The organism is Methylobacterium sp. WL1, from assembly GCF_008000895.1.
In the GTDB taxonomy this organism is placed as follows: domain Bacteria; phylum Pseudomonadota; class Alphaproteobacteria; order Rhizobiales; family Beijerinckiaceae; genus Methylobacterium.
In genome coordinates, this window is the sequence record NZ_CP042823.1 from 5646638 (window position 1) to 5667415 (window position 20778).

The window sequence follows — 20778 nt, forward strand, 5'->3', positions numbered from 1 at the left end:
GGACACCACGCCATGAGCATCCTCATCGACGAGACCACCCCGATCATCGTCCAGGGCATCACGGGCGACAAGGGCACCTTCCACGCCAAGGAGATGCTCGAATACGGCACGAACGTCGTCGGCGGCGTCACGCCCGGCAAGGGCGGCCGAACCCATCTCGGCCTGCCGGTGTTCAACACCGTCAAGGAGGCGGTCGCCGCCACCGGCGCCACCACGTCGATCACCTTCGTGGCGCCGCCCTTCGCGGCCGACGCCATCATGGAGGCGGCCGATGCCGGTCTGCGGCTGGTCTGCTCGATCACCGACGGCATCCCGGCCCAGGACATGATGCGGGTGAAGCGCTACCTGATGCGCTACCCGCGGGATCGCCGCACCATGGTGGTCGGCCCGAACTGCGCCGGCATCATCTCGCCCGGTAAGGCGATGCTCGGGATCATGCCCGGCCACATCTACCTCAAGGGCAATGTCGGCGTGATCTCCCGCTCGGGGACGCTCGGCTACGAGGCTGCCTCCCAGCTGAAGGAGCTGGGGCTGGGGATCTCGACCTCGGTGGGCATCGGCGGCGACCCGATCAACGGCTCGTCGTTCCTCGACCACCTCGCCCTGTTCGAGACCGACCCGGATACGGACGCGGTGCTGATGATCGGCGAGATCGGCGGCCCGCAGGAGGCCGAGGCCTCGGCCTGGATCCGGGACAACATGTCGAAGCCCGTGATCGGCTTCGTGGCGGGCCTGACGGCGCCGAAGGGCCGCCGCATGGGCCATGCCGGGGCGATCATCTCGGCGGCCGGCGACAGCGCCGCCGAGAAGGCCGAGATCATGCGCTCCTACGGCCTGACCGTGGCGCCGGATCCCGGCTCCTTCGGCCAGACCGTGGCCGACGTGCTCGCCCGGGCGGCGTGACGCCGCGCCCGATGCAAAGCGCGACGTCCTCCCTCTCCCCTCTGCGGGAGAGGGTGGGCCGGCCGTCAGGCCGGGTCGGGAGAGGGGCAGCGCGACGGTAGCGGGTTTCGCGCCCGTCACGCGCTGTCCGGAAGCGTCGCTCCCCTCTCCCGACCCGCTTCGCGGGCCACCCTCCCCCGCAGAGGGGGGAGGGAGTGCGTCGCGCCGACCTTTGAAAAAACGTGCGCCACGAGGTGGCTCCATGACCCGTACCCTCCACGCATCGCCCGGCCTCGCCGAGGCCAGCGCCTTCGCGCCTCCGGTGATCACCGGCACCGCGGCCGAGCAGGCCCTCGACATCCTGTTCCAGGCCCTGCTCGACGTCGCCCGTCGGCACGACCCCGATCTCGAGGCGGTGCTGCACGGCACGGCCGACATCTCTCGGTTCTCGCCGGAGATGCTGGCGCGCGCGCTTCAGGTGCAGGGCATCTGGTTCCACCTGATCTCGATTGCCGAGCAGAACACCGCGATGCGCCGACGCCGCCATGTCGAGCGGACGGAGGGGCGGGCCTCGCTGAGCGGCTCCTTCGCCAAGGTCTTTTCGGACGCCCGCGCCCAGGGCATCCCACCGGAAAAGATCCAGGCGCTGCTTAGCGACCTGCGCATCCGGCCGACGCTCACCGCGCACCCGACCGAGGGCAAGCGGGTGACCGTGCTGGAGAAGTTCCGGCGGATCTACCTGGTGCTGCGCGAGCTGGAGATGCCGCGCTGGACGGACCGCGAGCGCAACGGGCTGATGAACGAGCTGCGGGATCAGATCGAGCTGGTCTGGATGACCGGCGAGCTGCACCTGGAGAAGGCCACCGTCGAGCGGGAGGTCGCCTGGGGGCTGCACTTCTTCGACGAGACCCTGTTCGAGATGCTGCCCGAGACCATGGACACCCTCGAGGAGTCCCTGGCCGAGGCCTATCCCGGCACCCAGTTCCGGGTCCCGCCGTTCTTCCAGTTTGGCTCGTGGATCGGCGGCGACCGGGACGGCAATCCCTACGTCACCGCGGCGGTCACCCGGCAGGCCCTGCACCGCAACGCGCTGGCCTCGCTGAACCGCTACCGCGACGGCGTGCACGAGCTCGGCCGGACGCTCTCGCTCACCGAGCGCGCGCTGCCGCTGCCCGAGACGTTCCGCCGGGAACTCGACCGGCAGCTCGCCGAGAGCGGGCAGGCCCGGGCCATCGCCCGGCGCAATCCCGGCGAGCCGTATCGCCAGTATCTCACCTGCGTCCTGCGCAAGCTCGACGCCACCATCGCCCGCAACGAGGGCCAGCACCCGTCCGGCCCCGATTACGCCAGCGCCGACGGCCTGATCGAGGACTTGCGCACCCTGGAGCGCGGGCTGGACGACGCGAAGTGCGGGGCGCTCGGCCGCGATCTGGTCCGGCCGGTCCGCCGCATGGTCGAGATCTTCCGCTTCTCCACGGTCCGGCTCGACCTGCGCGAGAACACCACCCGGACCACCGACACGCTCCAGGCGCTCTGGCGCCAGCACAACGGCGACGGCGAGCCTCCGGCGCTCGGCACCGCGGCGTGGCGGCAGTGGCTCGACGCCGAACTGGTGCGGCCCCGGGATCCCGAGCGCTCCTTCGAGAACCTGCCCGACGCCGCCCGTGAGACGCTGGCGACCTTCGCGCTGGTCGCCGAGATGCGCGAAACCCTCGACCGAGAGGCGTTCGGCGCCTTCGTCCTGTCGATGACCCGCTCCGTGGAGGACGTGCTCGGCGCCTACCTGCTGGCCAAGGAGGCCGGCGTGTTCCTTGATGCCGCCGGCCCGGAGATCCGCCCTGAGATCTGCCCGCTCGCGATCGTGCCGCTGTTCGAGACCATCGACGACCTGCGCGCTGCCCCTGCGATCATGCGCGAACTCCTGACCGTTCCGGTGGTGCGCCGCTCGACCCGCTGGCAGGGCGGCGTCCAAGAGGTGATGATCGGCTATTCCGACTCCAACAAGGATGGCGGCTTCGTCGCCGCCAACTGGGAGCTGTACAAGGCGCAGAGCAAGCTCACCCGCCTCGGCCAGGAACTCGGCGTCGGCATCGCGTTCTTCCACGGCCGCGGCGGCTCGGTGAGCCGGGGCGGTGTGCCGACCCACCGGGGCATCATGGCCCAGCCGCCGGGCTCGATCCGCGGCCGGTTCCGCACCACCGAGCAGGGCGAGGTCGTCTCGTTCAAGTACGCCAACCGCGGCACCGCCGCCTACCAGATGGAGCTGCTCGCCGCCTCGGTGTTCGAGCACGCCCTGGCGGGCGACGGCGAGCGGGCGAGTGTCGGCCACGACGACGCCCTTGAGGCGTTGGCCGGCGCCTCGCGGGCGGCCTATGTCCGGCTCCTCCAGACCGACGGGCTGGTCGATTACTTCCAGTCGGCGAGCCCGCTCGACGAGATCGCGCTCCTGAATATCGGCTCGCGCCCGGCACGCCGGTTCGGCGCCCGCTCGCTCTCGGATCTCCGGGCGATCCCCTGGGTGTTCGCCTGGTCGCAGAACCGGCACGTGATCACGGGCTGGTACGGCGTCGGCTCGGGGCTCGCGAGCTTCCTCGAGGTGCGCGGCCCGGACGGCGAGGCGACTCTGAAGCGCCTGTTCCAGGAATCCCGCGTGTTCCGCCTCGTCCTCGACGAGGTCGAGAAGACCCTGATGATGGTCGATCTCGACATCGCCCGGGCCTATGCGGGCCTCGTCCAGGATGCGGGGGTCCGGGACCGGATCTTCTCGATGATCGAGGCCGAGTACGCGCTCACCCGCGAGATGGTGCTGCGGGTGAGCGGCGGAACCGAGCTGGCCGAGCGCTTCCCGCTGTTCCGCGACCGGCTGAAGGGCCGGCTGCCGACCATCAACCAGGTCGGCCGCGAGCAGGTCGAGCTGCTGGCCCGCTACCGGGCCGAGACCGACGAGGACCGGCGCGAGGCGGTGAAATCCGCCCTGCTCCTGTCGATCAACTGCATCGCGGTCGGCTTCGGCTCGACCGGGTGAGGTGGGGTGCACTGTCTGAGCCCGACACCTGACCCATCTTGTTCCCGGAGGGCGATCCCTACGCACCCCGGCGGCACCAGAACCGTCACCAGGAGAGAGAAACACCCATGAGCTTCACGCTGATCCAGCAGGCCAAGCCGCGCCTGCATCGCTCCGAACTCGCCGTCCCGGGCTCGAACCCGACCTTCATGGAGAAGTCGGCTCAGTCGACCGCCGACGTGATCTTCCTCGACCTCGAGGATGCGGTCGCCCCCGACGACAAGGAGAAGGCCCGCACCAACATCATCCAGGCTCTGAACGACCTGGATTGGGGCACCAAGACCATGATGATCCGCATCAACGGTCTCGACACCCACTACATGTACCGCGACGTGGTCGATATCGTCGAAGCCTGCCCGCGCCTCGACATGGTGCTGATCCCCAAGGTCGGCGTGCCGGCCGACGTCTACGCGATCGACGTGCTGGTCACCCAGATCGAGCAGGCCAAGAAGCGCGAGAAGCAGATCGGCTTCGAGGTGCTGATCGAGACCGCGCTCGGCATGGCCAACGTCGAGGCGATCGCCCAGTCCTCGAAGCGCCTCGAGGCGATGTCCTTCGGCGTGGCCGACTACGCCGCCTCGACGCGCGCCCGCTCCACGGTGATCGGCGGCGTCAACGCCGACTTCTCGGTGCTCACCGACAAGGACGAGGCCGGCAACCGCCAGACCCATTGGCAGGACCCGTGGCTGTTCGCCCAGAACCGCATGCTGGTGGCCTGCCGCGCCTACGGCCTGCGCCCGATTGACGGCCCGTTCGGCGATTTCTCCGATCCGGACGGCTACAAGTCGGCGGCCAAGCGCTGCGCCGCGCTGGGCTTCGAGGGCAAGTGGGCGATCCATCCCTCTCAGATCGACCTCGCCAACGAGGTGTTCACGCCGTCCGAGGCCGAGGTCACCAAAGCCCGCCGTATCCTGGAGGCCATGCAGGAGGCCGCCAAGGCCGGCCGCGGCGCCGTCTCCCTCGACGGCCGCCTGATCGACATCGCGTCGATCCGCATGGCCGAGGCGCTGATCGAGAAGGCGAATGCCATGAAGGCGTGAGGCCGCCTTTGCCCTTCCCCACGGGGAGGGGCGATTTGCCCTGCGTCGCGGCCGGCATGATCGGTCGCGACGCAAGACGTTCACGACACCCTCAGAACGGCTGCGTGTCCGGCAGCCGTGCCGCCGCCATCTCCGACGGGGTCGGATCGCGGTAGACCACGATCCCGTTCGACCGGTCGGCCGCGATCAGGCCGAGGCGACTGAACCCGTCGAGCCAGCCGTCCATCGGCCAGAAGCCGTGGCGGGTGTGGAAGCGGCCGGCGTTGGCGACGATGTCGCGGAAGTGCTGCAGCGGCGGATCGTAGCTCGCGTGGTGCTGGTGGTAGGCCCGCGGGCCGCCGAGGAACAGGATTGGCACCCCGGCCGCATCGGCCCGGAATGCCAGGTCGGTATCCTCGGCCCCGTAGCCGGAGAACGACTCGTCGAAGCCCCCGATCCGGTCGTAGGTCGCGGCACGCACCGCGAAGGCCAGGGACCAGAACAGGCCGGGCTGCGGTGCCGGTGCCACGAGGCCGGCCCCCGGGAAGGCGCGCACCGGGTGAGGATGGCCGAGCCGATGGAGGTCCCCCTCCCGCCAGCCATCAGTGACCGCGCCGGCCGGCAGGTAGCCGATCTCGCAGCAGATCAGGGCGTCATGCTCGGCCACTGCGCCCGACAGGCCGGCGACCAAGCCGTTCGACGGGATGCAATCGACGTCGAGGAAGATCAGCGTGTCGGTGCGGGCTGCCCGGCGCCCGACGTTGCGCGCAGCCGCAAGCGGCAGGCCGTCCCGTCGGAACGGGACGCGCGCGATGGGAAACGGCAGGTCCGGCAAGGGCGAGTCGTCGCCGCCGATCTCGACCACGATGCAGGCGTCTGGCGGGGCACCGCGCGCGAGGCCTTCGAGCAGACGGGCGAGATGCGCCCCCCGGCCTTTGTTCAGGGTGATGACCGTGGTGCTCACGCCGCGTCTCCGGCGCGCAGCACGTCGAGCCGGTACTTGTCGGTCCGGGCCTGATGCAGCAGCTCTGCGAACGGCGCGGCTTGCGCAATGAAGCTCTCGGCGGCCTCGTCGCCCGATTGCGGATAGTCCGTCTCGCCGATCCAGTGGACCAGCATCAGGTCGCCGCCGGGCTCGATCGCGTCGCCGGCACGCCGGACCAGCGCGGCGAGGTCGGGCGGGGCGAGGAAGTACAGGAACTCGGCCAGCACGATCAGGTCGAACCGGCCCTCCGGCCAGTCCGCCGGGAGCGCGCCCTGGCGGATCTCCACGCTCGGCCGGTCGGCACAGCGCGCGCGGGCCGCCTCGACCGCGGCAAGGACCGGATCGGCCGCGAGCAGCCTGTCGCAGCGCTCGGACAGGGCGCGGGTGAACACCCCGATCGCGCAGGCCGGCTCGAAGGCGGAGCGGTAGCGCGGCCTTGGCAGTGCCGCCAGCGTCGCGGCGTACTTGTCCCGCTCGTAGGCCGAGGTCGTGAACTTCCACGGATCCGGATCGCTGGCATAGATGCCGGCAAAGTAATCCTCCGGGAGGGTCTCGGTTCGCCGGCTCATGCGGGAATCCTGACGAAGCGCTCGTAGGGGCCGCAGAGCCGCGCGATCATGGCGGGCTCGAGGCGGAACCCCTGGGGATCGTCCGATATCAGGTCGGTGGTCTGCGATGCGTGCGCCGCCACCGCCCGGGTCTTGGTCTCGCGATGGGCCGAGACGTCCAGGCGCAGGCCATCCGGAGGCGGGCCGACCTCGGTCTCCGGCGGCAGGGTCCAGCCCCAGACCGGGTATTCGTAGACCACGACGCCCGGCATCTGCCGCCGGGCCAGTCCGACGATGGCGGCGGCCGCCTTGTGGTCGCAATGGGGATCGTGTCGCCAGGTCACGAAGACCGCGCCGGCACCGCACCGGGCCGCGGCCTGCACCACCGCGTGCGCCGCGGCTTCAGCCTCGGGGCCGTCGCTCGGCACATGCGCGTCGGGCAGGCGCAGAAAGGTCACGTCCGCCGCCGCGAGGCCGAGGATCGACACCGCCCGGAGCGTCTCCGCCTCGCGCAGGGTGCGCAGCGCCTCCGGCGGGTACACGCGGGAATGGGTGTGCGAGCCGCACCCGTCGCTCACGACCACGAGATGCACCGGCCGTCCCGCCGCGCGGGCCGCCGCGATCAGGCCGCCGCAGCCCAGGCTCTCGTCATCGGGATGGGGCGCGACCACGACAAGGCCGCCCCGCTCCACCAAGGTGGAGAGATCCGCCACCGGCAGCGCGTCGGAGGCGGTCAGGAAGGCGTCGGCCCGCATCAGCTTGTCCCCGTCGCGGAGGCGCCCGGGGCGCCGTTGCGGATCGTGGGGCTGGCGTGAACGGTCACGGATCGCTCCTGGGACGGCGAGCAGGTCTTGCCCTCCGGCTATCGGCCCCGGCGGCTGAACGCGCCATGAGCGGCGCCGTCCGCGGCGGGCTCTCTACCGATCGTTCTCCGTGGTGAGCGCGCCGAGCCGGACGCCCTCGTCGGCCTTGGCCTGGGCCGCCAGATGGACACCGGGATTCGGCACGTCGTCGAACACTGCGCCCGCCGTGCAGAGCGCGCTGCGCAGGGCCTCGATCTGCCCGCTCGGCGGGTCGCCGTAGCCGCTCTCGAAATCGCGCACGAACCGCTCGTCGAGGCCGACCTTGGCGGCGAGTTCCGCCTCGGACCATCCGAGCAGCCCCCGGGCCGCCCGCGACTGCGCCGAGCTCATCGCCAGCGTGCTCGCCCCGGCTTGGCCGCCCTCGTCCGATCCTGCCACGTCGTCCTCCACCCGTCGTTGGTCCCTTTCGGGATGATCGACAACGATATCGGTCGCCGATCGTTTCCGGGCACCGCGCGATGCGCCACGACCATAATTGTGCTGAAATTCCGTCGCATGCGCCGGAGTGTATGGATTCGGGGCGACCACGCCGTGCGACTCAGGGGGGAGTCGGGCGGCCGTCGCGTCCCCCGGATGGACGATGGACTGGGCGCCGTGCGCGCACGATGAGGGCGGAACGATGAGAGCGGTGCTGATCGCTACCCTGGCCTGTGCCGTGATGGCCGTGGACCTGACTGCCGCCACGCAGGCCCAAGCCCAGATGGGCGGCGGAGCGCCCACGGGCTTCGGCCGAGGCAACCGCCGCCCCGGCGGCGAGGAAGAGAAGAAGCCGCAATACGTGCCCGGCACGAAGGCGAGCGAGAAGATCTTCCCGCTCGACTCGACCTGGACGGCGGTGAGCCTCAACGGCAAGCCCTTCACCGGCGGCGACCGTCCGAGCTTCATCATCGACAAGCAGTACCGCGCCCGCGGCTACGGCGGTTGCAACACCTTCGCGGCGACCGCCTTCCCGCTCAAAGATCAGCACCTCGCGGTCGGTCCCCTCGCCCTCACCAAGAAGAGCTGCGACAAGGGTCTCGCGGCCACCGAGCAGGCGTTCTTCGTCGCCCTGCGCACCGCGGCGGTGTGGGACCTCGTCGGCTCCCAGCTGGTGCTGAAGAGCCCGAACGGCGAGCTGAAATTCGACCGGGCGCTCTGACCGCCCAATCTGCCCGGTCACTGGTCGTTTGAGCGGCAGGACGGTTCCTGACGTCTCCGCTCCTGGGGTTTCCGCCGACTCGGGCAACGCGGAATAGGGCGGGCCACGTCGGCCGGCTTAAGGCCGAATTCACCACGCTGCACGAACGCCGCCCACGATTCAGACGCCCTTGAGGGCGATCGGGATTTTCTCCTCGGGTATCGAGGAGACGGCGCATGGCAGTCGGTATCGGGTTGAGGGATCGGGTGCCGCTGCGCCCTGGCGTCTCGAGGCCTCTTCGCTTCACCGCGCCGCCCGCGATCCATTCCGGGGCGCTCTGGCTTGCTGCCGCTGCACCGATCCTGGCGACGGTGCTGCTGATCGCGCGGCTCGCCGCGTGACGGTCGGGAGCCGTGGCGCCCGCGTTGCCGGCACGTCGCGCTCACTCCGTGTCGCGCGTCTCCCGATCCTCGTCGCCGTCTGACGGCGCGGTCAGGTCGGCCGAGTCCCGGCCGTGCAACAGCACCGGCGGAAACAGGGCGGCCAATCCGGCCGCAACCCCGTACAGAATGGGATCCGCGTTCAGACCGGCATGCGGCGGGTTGAGATCGTCGTTGATCATGCTGTTTGCTTCCGGTCTCGCGCTTGCGCGAGTAACGGTCCGCGTTGTCGAGGTGACTCGTGAGCTGTTTGAGCACGGTCAATGCCGGGTTCCGCGTTTCGTTGCCGCAGGCCGACGTTTTTTTTCTCGGCGATGACTTCTGATCCTTCGTCTTGCCCGGATCGGATCATGCCGACATCTCAGCCGCGGCTTCGGAGAATCGGTCCGGATGTAGCGCCAGGGATCCGGCAGGCGGCTGGCACGACGCTGAGGATCACCGCGCTCGGGCAGCGCGCCCGGCAGGTCTCGGCGGCATCGATCTGATCGCCCCCGCAGGCATCCGCGAAGCAGAACGTCGCGAGGTCCTCGCAGGTGGCCCGAAAGCCGCTCCGTCGGACGCCATCGTGCCAGTCCGCCGCGTCGGCCGATTGCGCGAGCAGCAGGACGGCGAGCCCGATCGATGCCGTGATCCGCTTCAAGCCCGCGCCTCGCCCCCGGTTGCAGCGCCAGCCTAGCACTGGCAGGCGACCCGGACCTGTGCCATTCCGGCGACAGGCGATGCCCATCGTCGGCCGCGTCGCTCCCGAGACATCAGCACCGCGACGGAAGCCAACCATGCCGCTCTACGCCCTCGACGACCACGCCCCGGAGCTGGCCGATCCCGCCCGGGTCTGGATCGCGCCGGACGCTCAGGTGATCGGCCGGGTCCATCTCGGGCTCGATGTCGGCATCTGGTTCGGTGCGGCTCTGCGCGGCGACAACGAGCCGATCCGCATCGGCGACCGCACCAACGTGCAGGAGGGCGTGATCATGCACGTCGATCCCGGTTTCCCGCTGACGATCGGAACGGATGTCACGGTTGGCCACGGTGCCATCGTCCACGGCTGCACGATCGGCGACGGCAGCCTCATCGGCATGGGCGCGACGGTGCTGAACGGTGCCAGGATCGGCCGGGGCTGCCTCGTCGGGGCCAACGCGCTGGTGACCGAGGGCAAGGAATTTCCGGACAACAGCCTGATCGTCGGGTCGCCGGCCAAGGCCGTGCGCACCCTCGATCCCGAGGCCGTGGAGGGTCTGCGGCAGGCGGCCCTGCGCTACGTCGAGAATGGCCGGCGCTACAAGGCCGGCCTGCGCCGCATCGACGGGTGAAGGCGGTGCGCCGGCTTACCGATCGGGTTTGTCAGTAAGCGCCTGAAATACGCCGCTCCCTTCCCTCTGCGCGGGGAGGGTGGGCCGGCCGTCAGGGCGGGTCGCGCCGAAGTTCTGCAAGAAGGGCAACGCGACGGCGCAGGATTTCACGCCTGCCGCGACCTCTCCTCTCCGGGAGCCACCCTCCCCCGCAGAGGGGGGAGGGGAGGGCCTAGTCTGCCTGTCGTCGGAAAAATCACTTCTTGGCCTTGGCCCGCTCGATCGCTTCCTCGATCAGCCGGTGGGCCTCTTCCTTGTCGCCCCAGCGGACGAACTTCACCCACTTGCCCGGCTCCAGATCCTTGTAGTGCTCGAAGAAGTGCTGGATCTGCTGGATCGTGATGTCGGGCAGGTCGGTGTAGTTCTCGACGCGGTCGTAGCGCTTGGTCAGGTGGCGGGATGGCACCGCGATGACCTTCTCGTCCTCGCCGCCCTCGTCCTGCATCACCATCACGCCGACCGGGCGGGCGCTGATGATCGCGCCCGGCAGCACCGCGCGGGTGTTGGCCACGAGCACGTCGCAGGGATCGCCGTCGCCCGACAGGGTGTGGGGGATGAAGCCGTAGTTCCCGGGGTAGAACATCGGCGTATAGAGGAACCGGTCGACCACCAGCGCGCCGGACTCTTTGTCCATCTCGTACTTGATCGGCTCGCCGCCGAGCGGCACCTCGATGATGACGTTGACGTCGTGCGGGGGCTTCTTGCCGAGCGGGATGGCGTCGATGTTCATGGCGTATCGCTTCCGGGATGCGGTCTGCACCGCTTCCCGGACCTCTTAGATGCCTGGCCCCGCGATGCAAATCAGTATCGGTGCGGGGCCGGCGACGAGTCCCAGGAAACGTTAGCTGAACAGGTATCCGACTTTGGGCAGGGCGACGCCCGCGACCCGGTCCATCACCCGCGGCCCGGCCCGGCCCCCGAGACCCTCGTAGAAGGCGCCGGCCCGGTCGTTGTCCTCCAGGCTCCACACGCCCAGCTGGGTCAGCCCGTGATCGACGAGATCGTTGCGCACCGCCTTGAACAGGCGGCGTCCGAGGCCGATGCCCTGGTATTCCGGCAGCAGGTAGAGCTCGTCGATTTCGGCTTCCGTGCCGAGCGCCCGGCTGCGGGTGCGCCCGTAGGCGGCGTAGCCGACCACCCGCTCGCCGGTCTCGACCAGCGCGATCGGGCGGCCCCGGCGTAGTGCGCTGCGCCACCACGGCCGGTCGCGCCCGGCGATCAGCCGCTCGAGCGCCACGCCGGGTATGATGCCGCGATAGGCCTCGCGCCACGACGCATCGAACACCGTCGACAGGCTGCCGAGGTCGGCCTCGCGAGCCCGGCGGATGCTCGTGGTGCGCGTGCTCATGGGCTTCCGGCCTTCCCCCTTGCGACCTGCGGATAACCCACGCGGTCCGCCCAGGTTCGATCCCGATCCGGGCAGAGTGAAGGCAAGATCGACGCCGTTTTTTCGGAACTTTCCGGTGGGGGTGGGGAAAGGCCGCGATCGGGCGGTCGGACGGATGAATTGCCGGGCTTCCGGGGGGCTGGTAGAGCCGGCTCCCGATTCCGCGGCAGCCTCATCGTGTTCAACCGCTTCCTCAAGCCCGAAACGCGCTACGCGCGCCGCATGGCCCGGATCGCCCGCTTCGAGCGGCCGATCGCCAGCCCCGGCGACCGGCTGAAGGCCTGGGCGAACATGCTGCTGATCGATCACGGCGTGTTCCGGCTGGCCTATCTCAACCGACACCGGGTGGGCACGGGCCGGATCTGGCGCTCAGCCCAGCCCGGCCCGCACCAGCTCGCCCGCTTCCGGGCCGAGGGCGTCCGCACGATCATCTCCCTGCGCGGCGGGCGCGAGCACGGCTCGTGGCCGCTGCAGCGCGAGGCGTGCGAGCGGCATGGGCTCACGCTGGTGGAGTTCGTCCTGCGCTCCCGCGAGGCCCCCGACCGGGACACCCTGCTCCGCGCGAAGGCCTTCTTCGCCGACATCCAGTACCCGGCGGTGATGCACTGCAAGTCGGGCGCCGACCGGGCCGGGCTCGCCTCGGCGCTCTACCTGATCCTGCACGAGGGCCGCCCGGTGGCCGAGGCCGCCCGCCAGCTCTCGGTCCGCTACGGCCATCTCCGCTTTGCCAAGACCGGCATCCTCGACGCATTCTTCGCCCGGTACCTGGTGGAGGGTGAGGCGAGGGGCATCGATTTCCTGACCTGGGTCGAGACGATCTACGATCCGGAGGCGCTCAAGCGCGACTTTCGGCCGGGGTTCTGGTCGGACCTCGCCGCGGATACGGTGCTGCGGCGGGAGTGAGGCCGCCCTAACGTCGTTTGTCCTGCGCCCTGACGTAGCTTTTGAGCACCGCGTTGATCCGCGATTGGTAGCCCTTTCCGGCGCTCCGGAAATGCCGCAGCACATCCGAGTCGAGGCGTAGCGTGATTTGCTCCTTCGTCTCGACGGTCGACGGTGAAGCCTCGTCCCAGAAGCCCGGCGGAATTAATCCGGCATCGGGGTCGGCTGCGGCTCGCCGCTCGATCTCCGCATCATCCAAGACGTTGAACGCCGGGCTGAGCGGCTCTGCCGCGGGCATGTCGGTATAGTCGTCAAACCGGACGGTCGCCGCCCGCTCTGGTACGCGCCTCTGCGTAGACTTGCCTGTCATGGCGGCTCGCCTTCCATGCCGAGATGATGCGGATGTCGCCCGCCCGCTGAACGTAGACCACCCGCAGCACAGCATCATCGTACAGACCCAGTGCGATGAACCGACGCTCGCCATAGTCGCGGCGCGTGTCTTCGCGGGTCAGCCTAAAACCGCGAAAGATCTCGGCCGCTTGGCGGAATCCGATGAGATGCTTGGCTTGGTTCGCCGCATCCTTCTCGGGCTCCCACTGAAAGCCCATGGTGTAGCGTAGTTACGGATTGTCGTTACTGCAAGACCCGTCCCGCAGACGCCCTCCAGATGCCTTTACTCCGCCGCCGGCCGCGCGGCCTCGCGGAACGGGTGGGCCGGGTAGGTGCCGACCACCCGCAATTCGCGGGAGAAATAGCCGAGTTCGTCGAGCGCCCGGGCGAGGCCCGGATCCTCGGGGTGGCCGTCCACCTCCGCGTAGAACTGCGTGGCGGTGAACTCGCCGTCCATCATGTAGCTCTCGAGCTTCGACATGTTGACGCCGTTGGTCGCAAACCCGCCCAGTGCCTTGTAGAGCGCGGCCGGGATGTTGCGGACGCGGAACACGAAGCTCGTCACGCACGGGCCGGCCCCGGCCGCGGCCGGCTCGGGATCGGGGGAGAACACCACGAAGCGGGTGGTGTTGTGCGCCTCGTCCTCGACGTCGCGCTCCAGGATGTCGAGGCCGTAGACCTCGGCGGCGAGCGCGGGTGCCAGGGCGGCCCGGCTCGGGTCCCCGATCTCCGCGACCTCGCGGGCCGCGCCCGCCGTGTCGCCGGCGACCACGGCCTTCACGCCGAGCCGCCGGACGATCCGTCGGCACTGGCCGAGCGCGTGGACATGGCTGTGCACGGTCCGCACCGCCTCCAGCGCCGTGCCCGGCAGGACCATCAGCTGAAAGTGGATCGGCAGGAAGTGCTCGGCCACGATGTGCAGCGGCGAGGTCGGGATCAGGTGATGGATGTCGGCCACCCGGCCGGCGATCGAGTTCTCGATCGGGATCATGGCCCGCTGGGCCCGGCCCTCCGTGACCGCCGCGAAGGCGTCCTCGAAGGTGGGGCAGGGCAACGGCGTCCAGTCCGGAAAGGCCTGCGCACAGATGATGTGCGAATTGGCCCCGGGCTCGCCCTGGTAGGCGATGGTGCGGTCGGTGATGGGCGTCGGTGCGTTGGTCATGCGTTCAGTTCAGGCGTCGGGCCTGGAGCAGGGCGCGGGCGCGCTCCAGGTCGGCTGGGGTGTCGACGCCGAGCGGCAGGTCGTCGACGATGACGGCATCGATGCGCATGCCGGCTTCCAGCGCCCGCAATTGCTCCAGCTTTTCCCGCGTCTCCAGCTCGCCGGGGGGGAGGGCGACGAAGTGGGTCAGCGCGGAGCGGCGATAGGCGTAGAGGCCGATATGATGCCAGAGCGGGCCGTCGCCCCAGGGGGCGCGGGCGCGGGTGAAATAGAGCGCGCGCAGCCGCCCCGGGCCGACCTGATGGCCCACGAGCTTGACCACGTTGGGGTTCTCCGCCTCGTGCGGATCGGTGATCGGTGCGCAGAGCGTGACGATGTCCACCGTGCGGTCGGAAAGCGGGCCGATCGAGGCCCCGATGATCGCCGGGTCGATGGTCGGCAGGTCGCCCTGCACGTTGACCACCACGTCATGGTGCCCCGCCGGATCGACGCTCTCCAGCGCCTCGGCGAGGCGGTCCGAGCCGGATGGGTGGTCGGCCCGGGTCATCACCGCGATGCCGCCGGCCGCCTCGACGGCGTGGGCGATCGCGGCCGTGTCGGTCGCCACCACCACCGGACCGATCCCGGCCTCCATGGCCCGCCGCCAGACATGGACGATCATCGCCTCGCCGGCGATCTCGGCCAGCGGCTTGTTCGGCAGGCGCGTCGCGGCGAGGCGGGCCGGGATCAGCACGAGGGGATCGGACATGAAGGGCTCGGACCTGAGGCTGAGGCGTCCGCCAGCGAAGCGCGGGTGCTTAGCAGGCCTGCTCCGGGTTGTCGTCCCTTGCGGGACCGGGGCGTCGGGCCACACGATCCGGCAAAATGATGCCGCCGGGTAACAAGCTCGGCGATTTGGAACGCGCGTTTCGCCCCGCGACGGAACGTATCCCCCCACCGGCATTGTCAAGATCGTGCCGGAACGGCTAAGCACCCTTGAAATCTTCCAAGGTCCTGTGTCCCGGCGTGCCTGCCTGTGACGGGCATGGGCAGATCGAGAGAAGAGCATGAACTCGTTCGAGGTGAACAAGGTTCTCGGCGCCGTCCTCGGCGCCTTATTGTTCGCGGCCGGATCGGGTTTCGTCGCCGAGCTGATCTACCATCCGAAGCCGGCCGGCAAAGCCGGCTACGACCTGCCCGAGCCTGAGCCGCAGACCGCCGCGGCGGCACCGGAGGCCAAGGTCGAGCCAATCGCCGTCCGGCTCGCCAGCGCCAACGTCGAGAAGGGCGAGGCCGGCACCAAGGCCTGTCATGCCTGCCACAACTTCGAGAAGGGCGGCCCCAACAAGGTCGGCCCGGACCTGTACGGCGTGGTCGAGCGCCCGAAGGGGGGGCATGCCGGCTTCGAGTACTCGGCGGCCCTGAAGGAGAAGGGCGGCACCTGGACCTACGACGACCTGGACGCGTTCCTCACCAACCCGAAGGCCTACGCCAAGGGCACCAAGATGGCCTTCGCCGGCATCGCGTCGCCGCAGGACCGGGCCAACGTCATCGCCTACCTGCGCAACAACGCCGACAGCCCCAAGCCTCTGCCCGCCGTCGAGAAGACCGAGGCGAAGCCCGAGGCCGCTCCGGCCGCCGCCAAGCCCGAGGACAAGCCCGCACCCGCGCCGGCGTCCGAGGAGAAGCCTTCGGCTGCCAAGCCCGCGGCCGGAAAGGGCTCCGAGGGCAAGGACAGCCCGGCCAAGCCCGCCGACACCAGCACGGCCAAGCCGGTCGAGGAGAAGTCCGCCGGCAGCCCCCGGGCGCCGAGCGAGTCGAGCGACCGCAACGCTCCGGCTCCGCCGGCCGGTGCTCATGACGGCGACCAGCACGGCACGCCGTCGAGCCTGATCCCGGCCGAGCCGACGGCGCCGTCCGCCCCGGCCGCCAAGGAGCCGCCGGCTCAGGCCAACCCCGAGGCGGTGGATCGCGCCAAGGACCTGGAGGTCGACGGCCCGACCAAGGACCAGAACGCGCCCCTGCCGACGCCGAAGAACTAGCGGCGACCCGGCCGGGCGTTCAGGCCCGGCCTTTGCCTTGAGGCGTCCGCGACCCGATCTCCGTTCGGGTCAGACACCGATAAGGATTCCGCTTGCCCGATCGAAGTCCGGAACCGGCAGCGCGCCGGGCGCCCCTGCCGCTGCTGGTCGGCGTGACCATGACCGGCACGGTGGCGCTGCACATCTTTGTGCCCGCGCTCGCCTCCGCCGCTGCCGACCTCGGCATCACGACGGCCGCCGCGCAACTCACCATCACGGTCTACCTGATCGGGCTCGCGGGCGGCCAGCTGCTGTACGGGCCGCTCTCCGACCGGTTCGGGCGGCGTCCGATCCTGATCGGCGGGCTCGGCCTCTACCTCGCCGGGCTGCTGCTGGCGATCCCGGCTCAGAGCATCGGCGTGCTCCTGGTGGCGCGTGTGCTGCAATCGCTCGGGGCCTGCGGCTCCCTGGTGATCGGCCGGGCCATGGTGCGGGACGTCTCGACCCGGGAGGACGCGGCCCGGAAGCTCGCGATCCTCACCACCGCCATGACGCTGACCCCCGCCCTGGCCCCGGCGATCGGCGGGGTGGTGAACGAGGCCTTCGGCTGGCGCGCCGTGTTCGTGGTGCTCGCCGGGATCGTCGCGGTGCTCGGCGCCCTCGTGGTGTTCACCCTGCCGGAGACCAATCGGCACAAGGTGGCTCTGCCGGGACTCGTGGCGATCCTGGCGGGCTACCTGCGGCTGGTGAAGGTACCCGTGTTCCGCGCCTATCTGGTCGCCGGGGCCTGCGGCGGCACCAGCCTCTACGCGTTCCTGGCGGTGGCGCCGTTCCTGTTGGTGGACCGGCTCGGGCGCTCCTCGCAGGAGGTCGGGTTCGATTGCCTGATCGTCGTGTTCGGCATGGTCGGCGGCGCCGTGCTGGCGAGCCGGCTCGCGACCCGGGTGCCGATCCGCAAGGCGGCTCGCAGCGGCAACCTGCTCTGCATCGCGGCGGCGCTGGCGCTGCTGCTGGTCGACCGGAGCGGGATGCTCGGCGTCGTGACCCTGATCGTGCCGCTCTTCGCCTACGCGGTCGGGGTCGGCCTGCTCAGCCCCAACGCGGTGGCCGGGCTGATGAACGTCGATCCGCACGCGGCGGGCTCGGCCTCCAGCCTCTACGGCTTCACCCAGATGACCTTCGGGGCCCTGTTCACGGCCGCGGCCTCGGCCTGGCCCGCGACCTCGGCCACCCCCGTGGCCCTGGCGCTGCTCACCGCCGGGCTGATCGCGGCCCTGGCGTTGCGGCGGGCGTGACCGCGGCCGCCCCGCGAAGCGACAGAAAGCTCAAGACCGGGACTCTTCCGGGCGCAACGCTTCCACGGCGCCCGATATGCCCTGGCGAAAACCGTCGGCCAGTTCCAGCCATAGGACGCGGGCCGGGTCCACGGGGCCCGGCAGGGTCAGGCGGCCCGGCGGCACAGGGGTGAAGCCGAAGCGGCTGTAATAGGGTGCGTCGCCCACCAGGATCACCAGACCCTCGCCGGCCTGCCGCGCCGCCTCGATCGCCGCGCGGGTCAAGGTGCCGCCGATGCCGCGGCCCTCGAAACTCGGGTCGACCGCCAGGGGACCGAGCATGACGAAGCGCGAAGACCCGGTGCGCACCGGGCCCATCCGCGCCGAGCCCACCAGGAAGCTGCCGACCGAGGCGGTGACGCCGAGGTCCATCCGCTCGGCCGCCTTCTCGCGCAGGCGATAGGCGGTGCGGGCGAACCGTCCGGGACCGAAGGCCCGGGCCTGGAGGCGATCGATCGCGGGTGCGTCCTCCGGCCGCTCGGGCCTGATGACGAGGGAGAGTGTGGTCAAGGGCGGGCTCGCGGCTCGGAACCGCCGCCGCGTAGCAGCGCCGGCCCGGGCTCGCAAACCGTCATCCCTACTCCGCCGCCGCCAGGGCGGGGCGCGGCTCGCCCTGCGTCAGCTTCAGGAAGCCGAGCGCCGCGAGCCAGATCACCGCGCCGCAGGTGGCCGCGATGCCGAGCACCAGCGCGAAGCCGCCGCGGTCGTGCAGCACCGCGATCGCCGGAACCACGAAGCCGCTGGCGGTGAAGCCGACGAAGTAACGCACGCTGTAGGCCCGGGCCCGGTAAGCCGGGGGCACGTAGCGGGCGATCATCGCGTCGTTGATCACCACCTGGCCGTAGATCGCCGTCATGGCCAGCATCAGCCCGGCGAGCAGCGGCAGGCCGGTACTCAGCGCCGCGAGCGCCAGCCCCAGCGGCTGCAGCACCGAGAGGGTGACGAACAAGGACGGCAGGCTGAAGCGGTCGATCAGCCGGCCCATGGCGAGCTGCATCAGCGCCCCGACCAGGAAAACCACGGTGGCGAGCGAGCCGATCAGCGCCAGCGGCAGCGCCTGGCCGACGCCCTCGTCGATCACCTTGGGCAGGCTGATCGTCGTCAGGTTGAAGGTGACGCCGCCCGCGAAGATCGCGACCCCATACAGCGCCATCAGCGCCCAGGGTCGGCTCACTGCGATCGCGGCCGCGCCCCCGGCCTTCTTGCCGCCGGCCTCGCCGTCGCCCGGCACCATCGCCAGGAAGGCGGCACCGCAGGCGAGGCAGACGAGGCCCGGGACCACGAAGGCGGCCCGCCAGCCGACGCTGGCGGCCAGCAGCGCGGTGACGCCCGAGGCCGAGGCCGCGCCGAGATTGCCCCAGACGCCGTTGATGCCGAGGTCGCGGCCGAGCCGGCGCGTATGGGTCACCAGCATGGTCGAGCCGACCGGGTGGTAGATCGCCGAGGCGAGGCCGAGCACGCATAGCCAGAGCGCGAAGCTCAGCGGCGTGGTGGCGCTCGCCACCCCGAGGCAGGACAGGCCGTAGCCGAGGAAGAACACCGCCAGCAGGTTGCGCCGGCCGAACCGATCCGCGAGCCAGCCCATCGGCAGCGAGCACAACCCGAAGGCCACGAAGGCGCCGGTCGCCAACCCGATCAGCTCGCCGTAGCTCAGGCCGGTCTGGGCCGCGATGGCGATCACCGCGGTCGGGTAGATTAGCAGCACGTAGTGGTCGAGGGCGTGCGCGACGTTGACGAAGCGCAGCGTGCGGCGGGACAGGGTTTCGGCATCCATCGCGGCGTATCCTCCGGGATCGACCGCTGATACCCTGGCCCGATGGCGGTGTCGGGCCGGATATGGATGCGAACGGGCCAAAATCGCCGGTGGTGCCGCGATCGACCGCCGCTGCCGACTACGAACATGTGCCGCGGCCGGTCGCGGTCGTCCGCAAGCCGCTTCCGGCCGGGAGCGGCACCGGCCTGCATGCACACATCCGGGCGCAGCTCCTTTACGCAACGGCAGGGCTGATGAGCGCCGCGGCCGAGGACGGCACGTGGGTCGTGCCGGAGGGGCACGCCCTCTGGATCCCGCCGGGCTTGCCCCACGCCACGGTCACCCACGGACCCGTGGCCTTGTGCACGGCCTATCTCGACCCCGCCGCCGTGGACGCGTTTCCGACGATCTGCCGGGTGATCGCGGTCTCCGCGCTCCTGGCTTCCGCCCTGACCGCCCTTGCGGAGGAACCGGTCCTGTACGACGAGGCCGGCCGCGGCGGTCACCTCGCCGCCCTGGTGCTCGACGAGATCGGCCGGGCGCCCGAGACGCCGCTGACCCTGCCGCTGCCGCGGGATGCCCGCCTGCGCCGGGTCTGCCTCGGCCTGATCGAGGATCCCGCCGCGGCCGACGACCTCGACGCCTGGGCCGACCGCGCCGGGGCGAGCCGACGCACCCTGACCCGGCGGTTCCGCACCGAGACCGGGCTCAGCTTCGGCGATTGGCGGGCGCGGGCCCGGGTGATCCGGGCGCTCGCGCTGACCGCCGAGGGCCGCCCACCGGGCATGGTCGCAGCCGCGGTGGGCTATCGCAGCGCGCAGGCCCTGCGGAGCACCGTGGCGCGGGTGCTGGGTGGCGGTGGAACGCCCTAGGCGGCCCGCGCCGCCACCCAGTCCGGATCAGCCGATCACTTCGGCTTCGCTTGGCCGCCCGGGCCCCAGCCGTGGTCCTGGACCGCCTTGACGATCTTGCCCTGCATCTCGGGCGCCACCGCCTGCATCCATTGCTGCATGCCGGCCAGCTGGATCTGGGCGAGCTGCGGCTGGGCGGCCGCGAGGCGCTTGCCGGTGGGCGTGGCGTAGAAGGCCGCGATCGCCTGCAGGTCGTCCTTGCCGAGGATCGTGGCGAAGCCGCGAGCCTGGATATCGAGGAGTTCGTCGTAATGCGCGGACAGGGTCGGCATCACGACCTCCTGCACGAGCACCTGCGCCTTGTCGGCTTCCTTGATGCCGATCTGCTGCATCATGCCGACCATCGGGGCGGCCATCGAGCTGAGCGTGGCGGCGCGATCGCCCTGCATCTGCGCGACCGTTTCCCGGGCGACCTTCAGCAAGGCCGGATCCGGCGCCGCGGCCGAAGCGGGTTTCTGCGCCGTCTGCGCCAGCACCGTGCCGGGCAGCGCGGTTCCGAGACAGAGGCCGACGAGAAGGGTCGAGAGGCGCATGGTTGCTCCGGTCACGATCGCCGTACGATCCAACGTTGCACGGCCCGGGCACTGCTATCGTAATTGTGATCCGGATCAATGCGCCTGGGCGATCGCTATGACAAATAACTGGAGCGGATCCACTTGGGCCGCCTTCAGAAGTCGCCCGATCCCGACAGC

General features: G+C 70.5%; 25 protein-coding genes. 10 read left to right on the forward strand and 15 right to left on the reverse strand.

Annotation, left to right across the window (positions count from 1 at the left end; genetic code table 11):
* The first annotated feature begins 12 nt into the window (after positions 1-12).
* The 3 genes from sucD to FVA80_RS27525 all read left to right on the forward strand — a co-directional run bounded on the left by sucD (position 13) and on the right by FVA80_RS27525 (position 4986).
* Positions 13-903: a succinate--CoA ligase subunit alpha gene (gene sucD, locus FVA80_RS27510; RefSeq protein ID WP_147856025.1), complete on the forward strand. Its 891-nt coding sequence runs from the start codon at positions 13-15 to the stop codon at positions 901-903.
* Positions 904-1144: 241 nt separating this feature from the next.
* Complete coding sequence (locus FVA80_RS27520) at positions 1145-3907, forward strand: phosphoenolpyruvate carboxylase (protein ID WP_147906354.1); 2763 nt, start codon at positions 1145-1147, stop codon at positions 3905-3907.
* Between the two features lie 107 nt (positions 3908-4014).
* A complete protein-coding gene (locus FVA80_RS27525; RefSeq protein ID WP_147856921.1) occupies positions 4015-4986 on the forward strand; it encodes a CoA ester lyase in 972 nt (323 codons plus the stop codon).
* 91 nt (positions 4987-5077) lie between these two features.
* On the opposite strand, the gene FVA80_RS27530 is transcribed toward FVA80_RS27525, so the two are convergent.
* The 4 genes from FVA80_RS27530 to FVA80_RS27545 form a co-directional block, all read right to left on the reverse strand.
* Entirely contained in the window at positions 5078-5929 is an 852-nt protein-coding gene (locus FVA80_RS27530; RefSeq protein WP_147906355.1) for a galactosyltransferase-related protein, read from the reverse strand.
* Positions 5926-6519 carry a class I SAM-dependent methyltransferase gene (locus tag FVA80_RS27535; RefSeq protein WP_147906356.1) on the reverse strand — a complete coding sequence of 198 codons (594 nt, stop codon included), beginning with the start codon at positions 6517-6519 and terminating at the stop codon, positions 5926-5928. Before FVA80_RS27535 ends, FVA80_RS27530 begins: the two co-directional genes overlap by 4 nt.
* The gene (locus FVA80_RS27540; protein WP_147906357.1) at positions 6516-7253 is read right to left on the reverse strand and encodes a PIG-L deacetylase family protein; all 738 of its coding nucleotides are present in this window, start codon (positions 7251-7253) and stop codon (positions 6516-6518) included. Before FVA80_RS27540 ends, FVA80_RS27535 begins: the two co-directional genes overlap by 4 nt.
* A gap of 162 nt (positions 7254-7415) precedes the next feature.
* Positions 7416-7739, reverse strand: a complete 324-nt coding sequence (locus tag FVA80_RS27545; protein WP_246692169.1) for a helix-turn-helix domain-containing protein — start codon at positions 7737-7739, stop codon at positions 7416-7418.
* 241 nt (positions 7740-7980) lie between these two features.
* Here FVA80_RS27545 and FVA80_RS27550 point away from each other — a divergent pair, with 241 nt between their 5' ends.
* Both FVA80_RS27550 and FVA80_RS30795 read left to right on the forward strand, forming a co-directional pair.
* The gene (locus FVA80_RS27550; RefSeq protein WP_147856784.1) at positions 7981-8499 is read left to right on the forward strand and encodes an META domain-containing protein; all 519 of its coding nucleotides are present in this window, start codon (positions 7981-7983) and stop codon (positions 8497-8499) included.
* A 215-nt stretch (positions 8500-8714) separates the two neighbouring features.
* Positions 8715-8879 (forward strand): hypothetical protein, encoded by a 165-nt coding sequence (locus tag FVA80_RS30795; RefSeq protein ID WP_187193529.1) that lies wholly within the window; start codon positions 8715-8717, stop codon positions 8877-8879.
* Between the two features lie 41 nt (positions 8880-8920).
* Here the strand turns inward: FVA80_RS30795 and FVA80_RS27555 are convergent, their stop codons facing one another.
* Together FVA80_RS27555 and FVA80_RS27560 are read right to left on the reverse strand one after the other, a co-directional pair.
* A complete protein-coding gene (locus FVA80_RS27555) occupies positions 8921-9100 on the reverse strand; it encodes a hypothetical protein (RefSeq protein ID WP_147906358.1) in 180 nt (59 codons plus the stop codon).
* Positions 9101-9279: 179 nt separating this feature from the next.
* Complete coding sequence (locus FVA80_RS27560) at positions 9280-9558, reverse strand: hypothetical protein (RefSeq protein ID WP_147906359.1); 279 nt, start codon at positions 9556-9558, stop codon at positions 9280-9282.
* A gap of 136 nt (positions 9559-9694) precedes the next feature.
* Between FVA80_RS27560 and FVA80_RS27565 the strand changes: the two genes are divergently transcribed.
* On the forward strand, positions 9695-10228 hold the full coding sequence (locus FVA80_RS27565; protein ID WP_147906360.1) for a gamma carbonic anhydrase family protein: 534 nt from the start codon (positions 9695-9697) through the stop codon (positions 10226-10228).
* 235 nt (positions 10229-10463) lie between these two features.
* On the opposite strand, the gene ppa is transcribed toward FVA80_RS27565, so the two are convergent.
* Positions 10464-10997 (reverse strand): inorganic diphosphatase, encoded by a 534-nt coding sequence (ppa, locus tag FVA80_RS27570; RefSeq protein ID WP_007559546.1) that lies wholly within the window; start codon positions 10995-10997, stop codon positions 10464-10466.
* Between the two features lie 111 nt (positions 10998-11108).
* Entirely contained in the window at positions 11109-11615 is a 507-nt protein-coding gene (locus FVA80_RS27575; protein ID WP_147906361.1) for a GNAT family N-acetyltransferase, read from the reverse strand.
* Between the two features lie 216 nt (positions 11616-11831).
* On the opposite strand from FVA80_RS27575, the gene FVA80_RS27580 reads away from it, so the two are divergent.
* Positions 11832-12557 carry a tyrosine-protein phosphatase gene (locus FVA80_RS27580; RefSeq protein WP_147906362.1) on the forward strand — a complete coding sequence of 242 codons (726 nt, stop codon included), beginning with the start codon at positions 11832-11834 and terminating at the stop codon, positions 12555-12557.
* Between the two features lie 7 nt (positions 12558-12564).
* Here FVA80_RS27580 and FVA80_RS27585 read toward each other — a convergent pair whose 3' ends face one another.
* The 4 genes from FVA80_RS27585 to FVA80_RS27600 form a co-directional block, all read right to left on the reverse strand.
* Positions 12565-12834 carry a BrnA antitoxin family protein gene (locus FVA80_RS27585; RefSeq protein WP_147906363.1) on the reverse strand — a complete coding sequence of 90 codons (270 nt, stop codon included), beginning with the start codon at positions 12832-12834 and terminating at the stop codon, positions 12565-12567.
* A gap of 13 nt (positions 12835-12847) precedes the next feature.
* Positions 12848-13144 (reverse strand): BrnT family toxin, encoded by a 297-nt coding sequence (locus FVA80_RS27590; RefSeq protein WP_147906364.1) that lies wholly within the window; start codon positions 13142-13144, stop codon positions 12848-12850.
* Between the two features lie 65 nt (positions 13145-13209).
* The gene (locus FVA80_RS27595; protein WP_147906421.1) at positions 13210-14067 is read right to left on the reverse strand and encodes a prephenate dehydratase; all 858 of its coding nucleotides are present in this window, start codon (positions 14065-14067) and stop codon (positions 13210-13212) included.
* 25 nt (positions 14068-14092) lie between these two features.
* The gene (locus FVA80_RS27600; protein ID WP_147906365.1) at positions 14093-14836 is read right to left on the reverse strand and encodes a 3-deoxy-manno-octulosonate cytidylyltransferase; all 744 of its coding nucleotides are present in this window, start codon (positions 14834-14836) and stop codon (positions 14093-14095) included.
* Between the two features lie 298 nt (positions 14837-15134).
* Here FVA80_RS27600 and FVA80_RS27605 point away from each other — a divergent pair, with 298 nt between their 5' ends.
* Positions 15135-16109 carry a cytochrome c family protein gene (locus tag FVA80_RS27605; protein WP_147906366.1) on the forward strand — a complete coding sequence of 325 codons (975 nt, stop codon included), beginning with the start codon at positions 15135-15137 and terminating at the stop codon, positions 16107-16109.
* Between the two features lie 92 nt (positions 16110-16201).
* Positions 16202-17383, forward strand: a complete 1182-nt coding sequence (locus FVA80_RS27610) for a multidrug effflux MFS transporter (RefSeq protein WP_147906367.1) — start codon at positions 16202-16204, stop codon at positions 17381-17383.
* 30 nt (positions 17384-17413) lie between these two features.
* On the opposite strand, the gene FVA80_RS27615 is transcribed toward FVA80_RS27610, so the two are convergent.
* Both FVA80_RS27615 and FVA80_RS27620 read right to left on the reverse strand, forming a co-directional pair.
* Positions 17414-17932 carry an N-acetyltransferase gene (locus FVA80_RS27615; protein ID WP_147906368.1) on the reverse strand — a complete coding sequence of 173 codons (519 nt, stop codon included), beginning with the start codon at positions 17930-17932 and terminating at the stop codon, positions 17414-17416.
* 67 nt (positions 17933-17999) lie between these two features.
* Positions 18000-19196 (reverse strand): MFS transporter, encoded by a 1197-nt coding sequence (locus FVA80_RS27620; RefSeq protein WP_147906369.1) that lies wholly within the window; start codon positions 19194-19196, stop codon positions 18000-18002.
* A gap of 62 nt (positions 19197-19258) precedes the next feature.
* Here FVA80_RS27620 and FVA80_RS27625 point away from each other — a divergent pair, with 62 nt between their 5' ends.
* Complete coding sequence (locus FVA80_RS27625; protein WP_147906370.1) at positions 19259-20047, forward strand: helix-turn-helix domain-containing protein; 789 nt, start codon at positions 19259-19261, stop codon at positions 20045-20047.
* Between the two features lie 35 nt (positions 20048-20082).
* Here the strand turns inward: FVA80_RS27625 and FVA80_RS27630 are convergent, their stop codons facing one another.
* A complete protein-coding gene (locus FVA80_RS27630) occupies positions 20083-20619 on the reverse strand; it encodes a DUF2059 domain-containing protein (protein WP_147906371.1) in 537 nt (178 codons plus the stop codon).
* Positions 20620-20778: the final 159 nt, after the last annotated feature.